13 protein-coding genes are annotated in these 14,854 nt (G+C 63.9%); 6 read left to right on the top strand and 7 right to left on the bottom strand.

All coding sequences use genetic code 11. From position 1 onward, the window contains the following. Window positions 1-18: 18 nt before the first annotated feature. The 6 genes from AC1DYU_RS01895 to AC1DYU_RS01870 are packed head-to-tail and all read right to left on the bottom strand — an operon-like array spanning window position 19 to window position 5,816. The gene (locus AC1DYU_RS01895) at window positions 19-930 is read right to left on the bottom strand and encodes a polysaccharide deacetylase family protein (RefSeq protein ID WP_476790169.1); all 912 of its coding nucleotides are present in this window, start codon (window positions 928-930) and stop codon (window positions 19-21) included. Window positions 931-940: 10 nt separating this feature from the next. Beyond that, the gene (locus AC1DYU_RS01890) at window positions 941-1,726 is read right to left on the bottom strand and encodes an SDR family NAD(P)-dependent oxidoreductase (RefSeq protein ID WP_476790168.1); all 786 of its coding nucleotides are present in this window, start codon (window positions 1,724-1,726) and stop codon (window positions 941-943) included. Between the two features lie 11 nt (window positions 1,727-1,737). Continuing rightward, window positions 1,738-2,589, bottom strand: coding sequence for an ABC transporter permease (locus AC1DYU_RS01885; RefSeq protein WP_476790167.1), 852 nt, complete (start codon window positions 2,587-2,589; stop codon window positions 1,738-1,740). Further along, complete coding sequence (locus tag AC1DYU_RS01880; RefSeq protein ID WP_476790166.1) at window positions 2,586-3,512, bottom strand: ABC transporter permease; 927 nt, start codon at window positions 3,510-3,512, stop codon at window positions 2,586-2,588. The genes AC1DYU_RS01885 and AC1DYU_RS01880 overlap by 4 nt, the downstream gene beginning before the upstream one ends. Window positions 3,513-3,519: 7 nt before the next feature. Then, window positions 3,520-5,031, bottom strand: coding sequence for an ABC transporter substrate-binding protein (locus AC1DYU_RS01875; RefSeq protein WP_476790165.1), 1,512 nt, complete (start codon window positions 5,029-5,031; stop codon window positions 3,520-3,522). After that, a complete protein-coding gene (locus tag AC1DYU_RS01870; protein WP_476790164.1) occupies window positions 5,028-5,816 on the bottom strand; it encodes a GntR family transcriptional regulator in 789 nt (262 codons plus the stop codon). The genes AC1DYU_RS01875 and AC1DYU_RS01870 overlap by 4 nt, the downstream gene beginning before the upstream one ends. A gap of 377 nt (window positions 5,817-6,193) precedes the next feature. On the opposite strand from AC1DYU_RS01870, the gene AC1DYU_RS01865 reads away from it, so the two are divergent. From AC1DYU_RS01865 to AC1DYU_RS01850, 4 genes are all read left to right on the top strand, one after another. Then, window positions 6,194-6,610, top strand: a complete 417-nt coding sequence (locus AC1DYU_RS01865) for a DUF1236 domain-containing protein (RefSeq protein ID WP_476790163.1) — start codon at window positions 6,194-6,196, stop codon at window positions 6,608-6,610. Window positions 6,611-6,836: 226 nt separating this feature from the next. Then, window positions 6,837-9,122: a glycosyltransferase family 4 protein gene (locus tag AC1DYU_RS01860; protein ID WP_476790162.1), complete on the top strand. Its 2,286-nt coding sequence runs from the start codon at window positions 6,837-6,839 to the stop codon at window positions 9,120-9,122. Between the two features lie 37 nt (window positions 9,123-9,159). After that, a complete protein-coding gene (locus tag AC1DYU_RS01855) occupies window positions 9,160-10,482 on the top strand; it encodes a glycoside hydrolase family 130 protein (protein ID WP_476790161.1) in 1,323 nt (440 codons plus the stop codon). A gap of 311 nt (window positions 10,483-10,793) precedes the next feature. After that, window positions 10,794-11,003 carry a cold-shock protein gene (locus AC1DYU_RS01850; protein ID WP_476790160.1) on the top strand — a complete coding sequence of 70 codons (210 nt, stop codon included), beginning with the start codon at window positions 10,794-10,796 and terminating at the stop codon, window positions 11,001-11,003. A 371-nt stretch (window positions 11,004-11,374) separates the two neighbouring features. Here the strand turns inward: AC1DYU_RS01850 and AC1DYU_RS01845 are convergent, their stop codons facing one another. Beyond that, entirely contained in the window at window positions 11,375-11,671 is a 297-nt protein-coding gene (locus tag AC1DYU_RS01845) for a hypothetical protein (protein WP_476790159.1), read from the bottom strand. A 233-nt stretch (window positions 11,672-11,904) separates the two neighbouring features. Between AC1DYU_RS01845 and AC1DYU_RS01840 the strand changes: the two genes are divergently transcribed. Then, complete coding sequence (locus AC1DYU_RS01840) at window positions 11,905-13,503, top strand: alpha-amylase family glycosyl hydrolase (protein ID WP_476790158.1); 1,599 nt, start codon at window positions 11,905-11,907, stop codon at window positions 13,501-13,503. A 25-nt stretch (window positions 13,504-13,528) separates the two neighbouring features. After that, window positions 13,529-14,536 (top strand): glycosyltransferase family 4 protein, encoded by a 1,008-nt coding sequence (locus AC1DYU_RS01835; RefSeq protein WP_476790157.1) that lies wholly within the window; start codon window positions 13,529-13,531, stop codon window positions 14,534-14,536. Window positions 14,537-14,854 lie beyond the last annotated feature (318 nt).

The raw sequence follows: 14,854 nt of genomic DNA, 5'->3' as shown, positions 1-14,854 counted from the left end.
GGATGGTAAAAGTCTGCATCAGCGCGAGGCCTTGAAACGCTGCGGACCACTCGGCTCGGGCAGGCGCAACGGCACGCTGAAACGCTCGCGATTGGCGCTTGCGGCGTGATGGGCGGCGAGTTCGCCGACCGTCGCGATCCAGGTTCCCGGCGAGGCGGTGACGACGTCGAGCAGCTTTTCCAGCATGCGGACGCGGCCGGCCCGGCCGGAGATCCAGTCATGGATCGTCAGCATCATCATGCGGCCTTCACGGTGGAGCACATGCCATTCGTCAAGCCAGGCCTCGAGAATGCCGCCTTGGGCCGAGGGCGGCGCCTTGTCGGTCGGGCTGCCGGTGAAGCGGAAATAGATGGCATCGTCGACAGCCCAGAGCACCGGCACCTGCGTGACACCGTCGATCGTGTAGGGATGGTCGAAACCCATCAGCGAGGAGTCATAGAGCCCGCGCCGCTTGACCTCCGCCAGCATGAACGGCGTCATCTCCCAGGCCGGCGATCGAAAACCCTTCGGAACGATGCCGGCCTGGCTCTTGAACAAGGCGAGCGATTCATCGAGCGCGCGGGCGAACTCCTCCGGCCCGGCTTCGGTGGCGAGCTCGTGGAAATAGCCGTGCAGGCCGATCTCGTGGCCCCGCGCGATGAAGGCCGGCAGCAATTCGGGATGGTTCCTGGCGACCAGCCCAGGCACGAATAAGGTCGCCTTGATGCCGTAGCGATCGAGCAGGTCGAGGATGCGCCAGATCCCGATGCGCGGCCCGAACAGGCGCTGCTCGATCTGGCCGAGCGTGGCGGCTGCGTCCGTCGGTAGGCTCCATTGATAGGGGCTCTCGGCATCGACATCGACGCTGAAGCAGAAGGCGCTGCTCTTGCCCTGCGGCCATTCATAGGCCGAGACGGGGAAGCTCGCAGGGGACATGCCGGCCTGGCTCATGACGTGGCCCTCACAGCGCGCTCTTCTTGTCCTGATGGACGGCAAGCGAGCCGATCGAATTGCCGCCATCGACCGTCAGCGTCGCGCCGGTGACGTAAGAAGACGCATCGCTGGCGAGGTACAGCAGGGCGTTGCCGACATCCTCGCGCGACGACGGCCGCCCCAAAGGGATTTGCGCGATCGTGCTCTGGATATGTGCTTCGGTCAGGCCGCTGACGGTACTGCCGGCGGCGAAGCCGGGCTCGAGCGCGTTCACGCGGATGCCGTACTCGGCCAGCTCCACGCCGAAGCCCTTGGTCAGGCGGTCCAGCGCCGTCTTGGAGGTGGAGTAGACGGTGGCGGTGCGCCGCATCTTGCGCGAAGCGCCCGATGAAATGTTGATGATCGAGCCTTTGACGCCCTTACGCACCATCTGCGTCGCGAGTTCGCGGCTCAGGATGAAGGGCGCGCGCAGGTTGACCGAGAAGATACGGTCGAACTCCTCGGTGGAGGTGTCGAGCAGGAAACCGCTGGGATAGATCCCGGCATTGTTGACGAGGATATCGACCGCGCCCCAGCGCGTGCCGATCTCCGCCGTCAGCTCTTTGATCGAGGCCTCGTCGGTGAGGTCGGCCGCCTTGCAGAAGCTGTCGCCGCCCAGGCCGAGCGTCCTAGCGAAAGCCTCGAGCTCATCGCTTTTCGCGTCGGTCAGCGCCAGCGTCACGCCGGACGCGTGCAGTGTTTCCGCGATCCAGCGCCCAATCACGCCGCAGGCGCCGGTGATGAGTGCGCGCTTGCCCTTGATGTCGTCGAACATGGTCATGGTCCTCAACGGAAACGGGGATCGAGGCGGTCGCGCACGGCGTCGCCGGTCAGGTTGACGGCGAGTACGAGCACGAAGAGGCACAGTCCCGGCAGCGTCGCGACCCACCAGGCGGTGGCGACATAATTGCGGCCGGTGGAGAGCATCGAGCCCCAGCTCGCGGTCGGCGGCTGCACACCCAGGCCCAGGAAGGACAGGCCCGCCTCGAACAGCACCATCAGTCCGAATTCGAGCGTCGCGACGACGCTGACGGCGCCGATGATGTTGGGCAGGACATGGCGGAACAGGACCCGCGTCGCACCCGCCCCCATCAGGGCCGCGAGCCGGACATAGGGCATCGTCGCAACCGAAAGCGTCTGGCTGTAGGCGATGCGGGCGTAGCGCGGCCAACGCGTCAGCGCGAGCACCAGGATGACGTTGACCAGGCTCGGCCCGAGCACCGCAACCGTGATGATCGCCAGCAGCACGGCCGGAATCGAGAGGAAGACATCGACGACGCGCATCACCACGGTCTCGGTCCAGCCGCGCCGGTAGGCCGCGATCATGCCCAGCGTCGTGCCGACCGTACCCGAGAGGATCACCGAGGCGAAGGCGACCACAAGTGAGACGCGCGAGCCGTAGATGATGCGGCTGAGCACGTCCCGGCCGAGCTCGTCGCTGCCGAGCCAGTAATGGAAGGCCCGCGAGACCGTGCCCGGCGGCTTCAACCGGCCGATCAGGTTTTGCGTACTGGGGTCGTAGGGCGCCAGCCACGGCGCGAAAATCGCGGCAAGCACCACCAGCGCAACGATTACAAGCGGCCACCAGCGGCGCAAGCCGAGCCCCCGGCGCGGGCGCGAGGCTGCGACCGCGCTCATCGGGCGCCATCCAGGACGATGCGGGGATCGACGACGCTGTAGAGCACGTCCGAGAGCAGGTTCAGCGCCACCGTGACGAAGGCGCCCATCAGGACGACGCCCTGCACGATCATGAAATCACGCGCCAGGATCGCCTGCACGGTGACCTGGCCGAGACCGGGCCAGGCGAAGACGGTCTCGACGATGACCGCGCCGGCGAGCAGGTTCGAGATTTCCAGCGCCGCGACGGTGATGAGCGGGATCGAGGCGTTGCGCGCGATATGGCGCAGCAACAGGCGAGGCGTGCGGACGCCGCGCGAGCGGGCGGTGCGGGCGTAATCCTTCGAGAGTTCGTCGAGCAGCGCCGAGCGGGTGATGCGCGCGAAGGTCGCCATGCTGAGCAGGCCGAGCGCGAAGGACGGCATCACGAGATTCCAGATGTCACCGGTCGACGAGGGCGGCAGCCAGCCGAGCAGCACCGAGAACACCATGATCATCAGGATGCCGCTCCAGAAGGTCGGCATGCTCTGGGCTGCGAGCACTAAGCCCGCCGCGACTTTGGCGACAGCACGGTCGCGAAACACCGCGAGCAGGATGCCGATCGGCACGCCGATGCCGCAGGCGACGGTCAGCGCGCCTGCCGCCAGCATCAGCGTATAGGGCAGGCGCGAGGCGATGATCGTCGTCACCGGCACGCGCTGCACGACCGATTGCCCGAGATCGAAGCGGGCGAGATCGGCAAGGAAGTCGAGATACTGGATGAAGAGCGGCCGATCGAAGCCGAGCGCATGGCGCAGGGCGTCGATGTCGGCCCTGGTCGCGGTCTCCGGCACCAGGAGATAGGTCGGATCCCCCGTCAGCCGCTGGACGAAGAAGATCAGTGTCGCCACGCCCAGGATCGTGACGAGCGCCTGTCCGGCGCGCTGGAGGAGGAAGCCGGGCACGGGGCCGTCAGTCGCTCCAGCTCATGCGGTTCAGGAACAGGCTCTCATTCGGGGTCGGCTGCCATTTCAGGCTCTTGGTGGCCCCATAGATGACCGCCGCCTGGTAGAGCGGCACAAGCGGCGCTTCCGCCGCGATGATCTCCTGGACCTGCTTGTAGGCCGCCAGCCGCTTGTCCTTGTCCAGGGTCTGGCGGGCTTCCTCGAGCAGCGCATCGGCCTTCGGGTTGCGATAGGCCGACCAGCCGCTGCTCTTGTGGATCAACGGGAAGAGTGTGCCGTCGGCATCCTGGCAGGCGCAGGACCAGCGCCCGAAGCTCAGCGTCGAGGTCGCCTCCGGGCCGGCCTGCGAGCGCTTGAGATAGCTCGCCATATCCGACATCGCGATCTTGACGCTCAAGCCGGCATCGCCGAGCTGCTGCTGGATCGCCTGGACGATGCGCTGGTCGAAGACCGGCGCGGTTGCAAGCTCGATCTCGGCCTTGGCCGCCGGACCCGCTTCCGCGACGAGCGCCTTGGCCTTGGCCAGGTCGTAGGTCGGACCTTTCAGGCCCTCGATCCAGCCGAAGCTGGCAGGCGTGCCCAGTTGCGACACGGGCTTGTCGAAGCCGCCGAGCAGGCCGTCGACCAGCCCGTCCTTGTCAATCGCATAGGCGGCGGCCAGGCGCAGCTTGACGTTGTCGAAGGGTGGCTTGGTGGTATTGAGCCTGAGATAGGCAACGCGCTCGGTCAGGCCGATCAGGGCTTGGGCCCTGGCCGCAGATTTGAGCTGGCCAGCCTGGTCGGCGTCGAGCGTTACGCCGAGATCGCTCGTGCCGGCCTGGAGATTGGCGAGCCGGGTCGCGCCATCAGGCACGGCGCGAAAGATCACGCTCGGGAACGGAGCCTTGGTGCCCCAGTAGGCATCGTTGCGTACAAGCGCCACGGCAACGCCGCGCTGCCAGCTCTCGAACCTGTAGGGCCCGCTGCCGACCGGCTTCAGATTGAAGGCATCCTTGCCGACGGCCTCGACGATCGCCTTGGGCACGATCGAGAGCTTGACGAGTTGTGCCAGCAAGGCCGGATAGGCGCCGTCGGTGGTCAGCTTGACCTTGGTGGCTGAGAGCGCTGTCGCATTGGTGATCTTGTCGAACTGGCCGAGCTGCGGGCTGCCGAATTTTGGATCGGTGATACGCTTGACGCTGAAGACGACGTCGTTGGCCGTCAGTTTCGAGCCGTCATGGAAAATGATGTCGGGGCGAAGCTCGAACTCGATCTCGGTGTCGGACAGGTATTTCCATGAGATCGCGACCTGCGGGACGATCTCGCCCTTGTCGTCGCGGGTGACGAGGTTGTCGAAGATGTTGCGGTAGACGTAATAGCTGTCGGGGTTCCATTGGAGCTGCGGATCGAGCGAGGACGGCTCGTTCACGAGGTCGACCACGAAGCGCTCCTTCGAGGCGTGCGCCGGCGAGGCAGCGCCGAGAGCAAGCACCGCGGCACATGCAACCGCGAGAGGATAGGTCCGCCAGGCAATGGTCATGACTGCTGTTCCTTCGTCAGAGGGATCGGCTGATCGGCCGCGGTGGCTGCAGTACGGGGGGCGCTGCGCCGGCGGGCCGAACGGGCCGGCGGACGCGACGGCTGCGCGGAAATCGCCAGGAAGCCATGGGCGAGCGCGTCGGCGAAGCGTTGGTTGTCCCGCGCGATCGCCCGCGTGCCTGCCTCGGCATCGCCGGCAATGAGTGCTGCGACGAGTTCGCCGAGATCCGCCGGCAGGATGGGATGGCCGTTGAGATCGAGCATCCGCACGATGCGGTCGGCATGGTCCCAGATCTCGCCGAGCCAGTTGCGGGCGAAGGCCCCTGCCCCAGCCGCGAGCAGATTGCGCAGCTGACGCTCGGCGGCGCGGGCGGTCGCGAGCGCTGCGGGCTCGGTCCGCCCAGAGACGGACCGCACCATGCCGAGCAGCGTCATCGCGCTCGCGCTTGCGGGCTCAGTCAGCACTTGCGTCGCCAGTGAGGCCTCCAGCCGACGACGCCCGTCCAGAACGGCTGCGATCAGCGCGCCGTCGATGGGCGCGATCCGCCAGCCCTGGCGCGCATGCCGGCTGACGAAGCGGGCTGCAGCAAGCTCGGTGAGCGCAACGCGGACGCTGGCGCGGCCAAGCCCGAAGCGCTCGGCGATCGCCGCCTCATGGATGAACTCGCCTGGCGTGAGCTCGCAGGTGACGATCGCCTTGCGCAGCCGCCGCGTCGCGACATCGAGCCGGGCTTCGGCGATCGGGGCGGTCGTCGCGGGAGCGAACGGAGAAGACGTGTCGAGCATGCGACGAAGTCTGGAACGCCCCGTGAGATTTCACAAGAGCATTGTGAGGCTTCAAGCACAGTTGGGAAAATCGCGCTACGCTGTGAGGACCAATGCCGCGTCATACGCCCGGCGATGCGATTTGCGCTGCGGAAAGGCATTCGGCATTCGGCATTCGATGTAAAGGGCTTGATCGAGGCATAATTCCGAACGAAGAAATCCTGATTTTGTTGGATATGATTTATTTATTACGCCAATAATTTTTCAGAATTCATCCAACAATCCAACGCCTTTGCGAAATAAAAGAGCGGAACATTCCTGTTGTCTGCTCGTTTTGAAGCCACCTGACCAATTCGCGGGATATCCCTTCCGACTGGTTCATGCGAAGGATTACTTCCATGCTGAAAACATTTGCACTGATTTCCGCCATCGCCATCGTGCCTGCAACGGCCTTCGCCCAGAACGCACCGGCAGCCCAGGGTGGGGCAGTTGGTGGCGCAGCGACCGGAGCGGTTGGCGGCGCGATCGTGGGCGGTCCGATCGGCGCCGTCGTCGGCGGTGTTGGCGGGGCGGTGGTCGGTGCGATCATCGGCGACCAGACGCCGCGCTTCCAGACCTATGTCGTGGAGCAGCGCCGCCCGTCCTACACCTATGCCGAGCCGGTCGTCGTCGGCACGACGCTGCCGAATGAAGGCGTCGTCTATTACGACGTGCCGCGCGAATATGGCGAGACGAGCTATCGCTACACGGTGGTCAACAACCGCACCGTGCTGGTCGATCCCAGGACGGGTCGCATCGTTCAGGTCATCCAGTAAACCGGATCGACTGCCCCGAAGGTGATGGCGCGCTACGCGCCGTCACCGGCCTATCCGGGTCGGAGGCCCGCTCCAGCGATGGGGCGGGCCTTGGTCCGTTCGATGCGCGCGACCTCGCGCAACGATGCCGCTCTCAACGGGCTTTGCCCCTCGACATCGGCGCCATTGAAAACCGTCGCCGCTCCCCGCGTTGGCGGGTTCGCCAATCCCCTTCGGAGGCACGACCATGAGCCCGCTCCACCGCATCGCCTTCATCGGCAATTCGCTCCCGCGCCGCTGCGGGATTGCGACCTTCACCACCGATCTGCAGCAGGCGGTTGCGTCGTCGGGTGCAGGTGTGGAGACTTCCGTCATAGCCATGAACGACCATGGTCATGGCTATGACTACCCGCCCTCGGTCCATTGCCAGGTTCGCGACGAGCGCCTGGAGGATTACGCACGCGCCGCCGACTTCCTGAATGAGGGCCGCTTCGACGTCGTCTCGCTCCAGCATGAATTCGGCATCTTCGGCGGAGAAGCCGGAGGTCACATCATGGCTCTGCTGTCGCGACTGACGATGCCGGTCGTCACCACGCTGCATACCGTTCTGGCCGAGCCGACGCATCTTCAGCGCAATGTCATGGAGCGGATCGTCGATGCTTCCGCGCGGGTCGTGGTCATGGCCGAGAAGGCGCGCGATTTGCTGCGGAGCGTCTACCGGCTCCCCGCGGACAAGATCGAGGTCATCGCGCACGGCATTCCCGCATTCGCCTTTCTCGAGCCCGACGAGGCCAAGGCCGGGCTCGGATTCAGCGGCCGCTCCGTCATCCTGACCTTCGGGCTATTGTCGCCCAACAAGGGCATCGAGGTGATGATCGACGCGATGCCCTCGATCCTGCGTCGCCGCCCTGACGCGGTCTATGTGGTTCTGGGCGCGACGCATCCCAATCTCGTCCGCGAGCAGGGCGAAGCCTATCGCGAAAGCCTGATGAACCGCGTTCGCGAACTCGGCGTCGAGAATCACGTGGTTTTTCTCGATCAATTCGTCGACCAGGCGACGCTGCTCGGCTTCATCTCGATGTGCGATGTCTATGTCACGCCCTATCTCAACGAGGCTCAGATGACGTCCGGGACGCTCGCTTACAGCTTCGGGCTCGGCAAAGCGGTCGTATCGACGCCATATTGGCACGCGCAGGAACTGCTCGCCGACGGGCGCGGCATCCTGGTGCCGTTCGGCGATGCCGTCGCCATCGGTGACGAGATCGCCGGCTTGCTGACCGATGACGATCGGCGCGAGGCCATGCGTGCGCGCGCCTATGCGAGCAGCCGGTCGATGACATGGGAGCGAACCGCCAAGCGCTATCTCGCAGCCTTCGAGACGGCACGCCGCGGTCGCGTGCTGAGCGTGGTTGCTAGTGCGGCCCAGGCCAGGCCCTCGCCGCAAATGCCGGCGCCGCCCGAGATGCAGACGGGCCATTTCCTCAGCATGTGCGACGACACCGGCTTGTTCCAGCACGCCGTTCATTCCGTGCCCGATCGCACGCATGGCTACTGCGTCGATGACAATGCCCGGGCGCTGCTCCTTGCCTGTGTGCTGAACAGCACCAGTGAGCCACGCCTGCCGGAAGCACTGACGGCGCGTTTCGCCTCCTTCGTCCAGCATGCCTGGAACTCCGATACGCGCCGTTTCCGCAACTTCATGAGCTTCGACCGGCGCTGGCTCGAGGATGCCGGCTCGGAAGATAGCCACGGACGGACGCTATGGGCCTTGGGGGAATGCGCGCGCAGCGATGTCAGCCCGTCGCGCCGGCAATGGGCCGCAGCCCTTTTTGCGGAATCACTGCCGATCGTCGAGGACTTTACCTCGCCCCGCGCCTGGGCCTTCGCCCTGCTTGGCCTCGACGCCTATTGCGCTATCGCCGGCGCGCCTGCGACGGCCATCTGGCTGCGCACGCTGCTGGCCGACAGGCTGCTCGGCCTGATGTCTGTGGTCGAGACGCCGGACTGGGTCTGGTTCGAGGACGGATTGTCCTATGACAATGCGCGCCTGCCCCAGGCACTGATCGCGACCGGGGTTTCGATGAAAGTCCCGGCCTATGTCGAGGCTGGCTTACGATCGCTGCGCTGGCTTACAGGCTTGCAGACAACGCCAGCGGGATTGTTCAGGCCAGTCGGCTCTGACAGTTTCGGCGACAAGCGCTGTGCGCCCAAGGCGTTCGATCAGCAGCCGCTGGAAGCGACCGCGACGGTCTCTGCCTCCCTTGCTGCCTGGCGCGCGGACGGCGATCCGCAATGGCGATCCGAAGCCGCACGCGCCTTCGCCTGGTTCCTGGGCCACAACGATCTCTCGTCGCCATTGGTCGATCTGGATACGGGCGCCTGTCGCGACGGCCTGCATCGCGACCGGCCGAACGAAAACCGCGGCGGCGAATCCGTGGTATCCTATCTCATCAGCCTCGCCGAGATTCGCCAGCTAGCCCGCATCAGCGGGGATCGCCCGAAACTGGCGCCGCTTCGGGTCTTGCACGCCTGAGCCTCCGGCGAACGCGCACAAACAGACTGGGGTCGCCTTGTCCCAATCCACCTTCCTGAACCGGCAGGCCCTGTATTTGCGCCCCGATCCGGCCAGGGTCGTCGTGCGTCGGTTCGGCCCCCAGGCCGAGCCCAGCGATCTCAGCCACACGGACAAGATCCGGGCGAACCATATCGTCGAGCGGGTCCTGTCGCTCGATGCCGTGACCGCGGAAAGCCTGCTCGCCGAGGTGCTGGAAAATTTCAAGGGCCGGCACCGCAACCTGCTGGAGAGGTTCGAGGCGCGCGCCGGCGAGATGGAGGAGGCCTTCGCGACGCATCGCGAATTCACCCAGGTCCAGCGCCGGCTGGTCGGGTCCTATTTCCTGCATGAGTATTCGTTCGAGGCGGCGGCGCTCTTCAATCCGAGTATCGTTTCGCATCCCGATCAATCCGGCGCTCCGCCGGGCGGGCGCCGCTTCATCCTGAGCGTTCGCGCGGTCGGAGAGGGGCATATCTCGTCGCTGACGTTCCGCTCCGGATCGATCGCCGCCGACGGCAGCGTCAGCGTCGACCCGACATCGCGTCTGGCCTCGATCGCGACCTTGAGGAACCGGATGGCGCGCCTCGACGGCGAGGATGTCGAGGTCACCTTCTCCACCGACGGCGACATCAGCGAGCGGGTAATCTTCCCCGTGACCGCAGCCCAGTCGAACGGCATCGAGGATGCGCGCTTCGTCGCCTTCGAGGAGGACGGGAAGACCGTGTTCCGCGCGACCTATACGGCCTATAACGGCAGGGGCATCCGCTCCGAATTGATCGAGACCAGCGACTTCCTGTCATTCCGGATGTCGCCGCTGCGCGGCTCGGCGGCCGTCAACAAGGGCATGGCGCTGTTTCCGCGCAAGATCAATGGCCGCTACGCCATGATCGCGCGGCAGGACAGCGAGAACCTTTACCTCATCTACTCCGACGACCTCCTCACCTGGGAGAGCGGCGGCGTCGCGCTGCTGAAGCCGCAATTCCCGTGGGAATTCATCCAGATCGGCACCTGCGGCTCACCCATCGAGCTGGACGAGGGCTGGCTGCTTTTGACCCATGGCGTCGGGCCGGTTCGGAAGTATGCGATCGGCGCGGTTCTTCTCGACAAGGCCGACCCGTCGAAAGTCCTGGCGCGCTCGCGCGAGCCCTTCGTCCGGCCCGAACCCTCCGAGCGCGAAGGCTATGTTCCCAACGTCGTCTATACCTGCGGCGCGATACGCCATAACGACCAGATCATCCTGCCTTATGCCGTCTCCGACACCTTCTGCAATTTCGCGACGGTCAGGATCGCCGCGCTCCTGCAGGCCATGGAGCGCTGTGATGCGGAAACGGACGGGTGATGGAGACGGGTTGCTTCCAGCAGAGCGGTCAGGAATGCGCTTCTCCTATCGAGAAGAACGCTGGATCGCTGAGGTTTCGAATACAATTTATCTAGTTTTGATGGCTAATTTCGGAATTAGTCTAAAACCTGAAAGCATTGAAATTTGACTTTCTGAAATTATTCGCTTACGTTCGCTTTGCCGATATTTGGTTGGTTGACTGTTTTTCTCGCGCTTCGGCGCGTCTCTGACGAACTCCCTTTCGAAATCGTGCTGAATCCGCCGCGCATTCGCGCGGCGGCCGACGAATATTATCAAAAGGAGAGTTCGCTATGGCCACTGGCACAGTGAAATGGTTCAATTCCACCAAGGGCTTCGGCTTCATTCAGCCGGATGACGGCAGCCAGGACGTGTTCGTCCATATTTCTGCCGTCGAACGCGCTGGAATGCGCGAGATCGTCGAAGGCCAGAAGCTTGGCTACGAGATGGCCAAGGACAACAAATCCGGCAAGATGTCCGCCGAGCAACTGCAGGCGGCGTAGCCAATATTCAACCTTTCCGATGACCACGGATGTACTGGCATCGCGGCGAGGACGAATAACACGGGAAGGCCAGGTTCACGCCTGGCCTTTTTCATGGCGGTGGCCTTTGATCGCCGGTGCCAACCGCTTTGTCTCTACGCATTTTCTCCACGCGAAACGGACGTCGCTTCGATCGAAAATGCTCCAGTCAGGAGAAAGCATCTGGCTGAGAACTCGAAATCCCGCGCCCAGGCGGAGGTCGCATTCCTCAATATCCAAGCCCATGTCTTACCGAGCGCTCGGATCATGTCCGAGGCCGAGATCGAACTCTTTACGTGGGGCACCGGCCGACGTGTGTCGAGCGGTGATCCGCCAAATGGGGAGGCGGCCTCCTAAACAGGACGTCGCTTGGGCGGAGTGCCGGACGGCAGATCGATGAGCTTTGCCTTTCGCGAAGCCTTGGCCTCGTCCGATGCCGGTATCGTGGACAGCGCCTGGTCGATATGGCGGCCTGCAACGGCCCTTGCTTTCAACTGCTGGCGCTTCCGGGTGACATTCTCCGGCGCATCTGCCGGGAGCGCTGGGTCCATGTCGTGATGGACGGCCAGCTTGCCCAGTTTCGGTGCCTGATCGACGGCACCGGAACCGCGAGCGGGGCGGATTATTTTTAGCGAGATAGAATTGGTCATTTGCAATCAACAATCAGCGGGTTAATTTGTTCCAAATCGATATGAATTTCTCGATTCATCGAATTGATGCAAGATCAAACGTGAGAACTGCTAATATTCATGGTAAGTCAATGTGGGTTGCGAACGAGAAGCGGTAGCGCCTTGTCGGTGTCCCCGCCGAGGTTTTCGCCTCGCAATCCTCGGATTTCGAAGGCCTCGACTATGATTGTCGGCAAGCCCAAAGCCCTGTTCACATGACTGTCCCGTGGTGGCAGGCGGGCGTGATCTATCAGATCTATCCGCGCTCTTTCCAGGACACGAATGGCGATGGCATTGGCGATCTCAAGGGAATCGCGCGGCGGCTCGACTATCTGGTCGACCTCGGCATCGACGCGATCTGGATCTCGCCGATCTATCCTTCTCCGATGGCCGATTTCGGCTACGACGTCGCCGATTATTGTGGGATCGATCAACGTTTCGGCACGCTTGCCGATTTCGACGACCTGCTGGCCCAGACCCATGCGTGTGGGCTCAAGCTCGTGCTCGACTTCGTGCCCAACCACAGCTCCGACCAACATCCATGGTTCGTCGAGAGCCGCTCCTCGCGCCACAATCCGAAACGGGACTGGTATCTTTGGCGTGATCCCGCGCCCGGCGGCGGACCGCCCAACAACTGGATCAGCGATTTTGGCGGCTCGGCCTGGGAGTGGGACGAAGCCACCGGCCAGTATTACTACCACGCCTTCCTGAAGGAGCAGCCGGATCTCAATTGGCGCAATTCGGCTGTGCGCACGGCGATGTATGACGCGATGCGCTTCTGGTTCGATCGCGGCGTCGACGGTTTCCGCATCGACGTGCTCTGGCACATGATCAAGGCGGCGGACTTCCCCGACAATCCGCCAAACCCGGCCTATCGGCCCGCCATGGGCGATATGCACCGCCTGCTCCAGCTCCATTCGACCGACCAGCCCGAAATCCATGCGATCGCCGCCGAGATGCGCGCCGTCGCTGACGGCTATGGAACGAGAGGACAAGGCGAGCGCCTGCTGATCGGCGAGATCTACCTGCCGGTCGAACGGCTGATGGACTATTACGGCGGGGCGCGGGCGGAGGTGCAACTGCCTTTCAACTTCCAGCTCATCGACGCGCCATGGCGGGCGCGTGCGCTTGCAGCCCTGATCGCCAATTATGAGGCGGTTCTACCGCCGGGCGGCTGGCCAAACTGGGTGCTTGGCAATCACGACCGCCCGCGCATCGCCAGCAAGCGTGGAGAGGCTCAGGCTCGTGTTGCCGCGATGCTCCTGCTGACGCTGCGAGGCACGCCCACTCTCTATTACGGCGACGAATTGGGCCTGAGCGATGTCGTGGTTCCGCCCGAGCAGCTTCAGGACCCGCGCGAATTGCGCGAGCCCGGGCTCGGTCTGGGCCGCGATCCGGTTCGGACGCCGATGCCGTGGGATGCGAGCGCGAATGCCGGCTTCAGCCAGGTCTCGCCATGGCTGCCGCTCAATGCCGACTGGCCGATGCGCAATGCTGTGGGGATGGCGGACGAACCGGCGTCGATCCTGACGCTCTATCGCCACTTGCTGGCGCTCCGGCGTGAGCATCCGGCATTGGCAATCGGTGAGTTCACATTGCTGGACTCCGCGGGCGATGTGCTCGCCTATGAGCGCCGATACGAGGCGCAACGAGTGATCGTGGCGCTCAATCTTGGGACAAGCGCACAGCACCTGGAATTGCCGAGCTGGACAAGCGCCCCCCGGCCGATCCTGTCGGCGAGCGGCGAGGCGGCGCTATTTGAAAATAATGTGCTGCTGCTGCGGGCGGATGAGGGCGTGATCCTCGCAGCCTGATCGCGAGCCAAGAAAGGACGACCGTTTGCGTATCGCCATGCTGGCGCCGATCTCCTGGCGCACCCCGCCACGCCATTACGGTCCATGGGAGCTGGTGACGAGCCTGTTGACCGAGGCGCTGGTCGCGCGGGGCGTCGACGTCACCCTGTTCGCCACCAGGGACAGCCTGACGGCGGGTACGCTGGCTGGTGTCTGCCCGGCGCCCTATTCCGAAGACCCTAGCATCGACGCCAAGGTCTGGGAGATGCTCCACGTCGCGCATGTCTTCGAGCGCGCTGGCGAGTTCGATCTGATTCACAATCACGCCGATTTCGTGCCGTTGGCGTTCTCGCGACTGGTGGAAACGCCGGTCGTGACGACGATCCACGGCTTCTCCTCGGACCGCATCCTGCCGGCATTCAAGGCCTATGAGGATCGCGTCCACTATGTCGCGATCAGCGATGCCGATAGGCACCCGAATCTGCGCTATGCGGCGACGATCCATCACGGGATCGGGCTGGAGGGCTTTCCGTTCGATCCGGATGGGGGCGAAGACCTGCTCTTCTTTGGCCGCATCCATCCTGACAAGGGCGCAGCTGAAGCGATCGCAGCCGCACGCCGCGCAGGCCGGCGGCTCGTCATGGCCGGCATCATCCAGGATCAGGACTATCACGCCGAGCATGTTGCGCCTGCGCTCGACGGTCGTTCCGTGGATTATCTTGGCCCGATCGGCGGAGCCGTCCGCACGAAAACCCTGGGCTCGGCGCGGGCGCTACTCCACCTCGTCAATTTCGAGGAGCCGTTCGGGTTGTCGGTTGTGGAGGCGCTGGCTTGCGGCACCCCGGTCATCGCCTCCAAGCGCGGCTCGATGCCGGAATTGATCGAGCATGGCGTGACCGGCTTCCTGGTTGACAGCGTCGATGAAGCCGTCGAGGCGATCGGCCGCGTTGGCGAGATCGATCGTGCCGCTTGCCGGGCATCGGTCGCCGCGCGCTTCACGGTGGATCGCATGGCAGATCGATACTGGGAGCTCTACCGATCCCTCCTGGTATGATGGCTCGGCTCACGAACGAGGCGACACGCTCGGAGAGCTGCTTTCTGGCTGGTGATCGGGGTCATCTGAGCGATGCGATATGACGAAATTCACGATGCGGAATCCATGATAAGGCGGGATTGTGGTGTATCGTACAAGCTTAAGCATGCTTGATGATTATTTATCACGAGTAGTCACGCCCTACATATACCACTTAGCGATCCCTCTTGATTTCGAATTTAAAGCATTTCGTTGAAAAATAACAGGAATTCAGCTTAGAGTAGACCGGTCCACAAAGATCCCGCTCGGTACCCCGCGGGCATTTTGAAACACGATGGA

The organism is Allobosea sp. P2_B12 (genome assembly GCF_056404835.1).
This window is presented reverse-complemented; position numbering and strand designations above follow the sequence as displayed.

Excerpts from the sequence above, each read along its gene's own strand:
- AC1DYU_RS01890 (WP_476790168.1), bottom strand. The coding sequence starts at position 1,726 with ATGTTCGACGACATCAAGGGCAAGCGCGCACTCATCACCGGCGCCTGC.
- AC1DYU_RS01895 (WP_476790169.1), bottom strand. The coding sequence starts at position 930 with ATGAGCCAGGCCGGCATGTCCCCTGCGAGCTTCCCCGTCTCGGCCTAT.
- AC1DYU_RS01875 (WP_476790165.1), bottom strand. The coding sequence starts at position 5,031 with ATGACCATTGCCTGGCGGACCTATCCTCTCGCGGTTGCATGTGCCGCG.
- AC1DYU_RS01845 (WP_476790159.1), bottom strand. The coding sequence starts at position 11,671 with ATGACCAATTCTATCTCGCTAAAAATAATCCGCCCCGCTCGCGGTTCC.
- AC1DYU_RS01840 (WP_476790158.1), top strand. The coding sequence starts at position 11,905 with ATGACTGTCCCGTGGTGGCAGGCGGGCGTGATCTATCAGATCTATCCG.
- AC1DYU_RS01885 (WP_476790167.1), bottom strand. The coding sequence starts at position 2,589 with ATGAGCGCGGTCGCAGCCTCGCGCCCGCGCCGGGGGCTCGGCTTGCGC.
- AC1DYU_RS01870 (WP_476790164.1), bottom strand. The coding sequence starts at position 5,816 with ATGCTCGACACGTCTTCTCCGTTCGCTCCCGCGACGACCGCCCCGATC.
- AC1DYU_RS01850 (WP_476790160.1), top strand. The coding sequence starts at position 10,794 with ATGGCCACTGGCACAGTGAAATGGTTCAATTCCACCAAGGGCTTCGGC.
- AC1DYU_RS01865 (WP_476790163.1), top strand. The coding sequence starts at position 6,194 with ATGCTGAAAACATTTGCACTGATTTCCGCCATCGCCATCGTGCCTGCA.
- AC1DYU_RS01860 (WP_476790162.1), top strand. The coding sequence starts at position 6,837 with ATGAGCCCGCTCCACCGCATCGCCTTCATCGGCAATTCGCTCCCGCGC.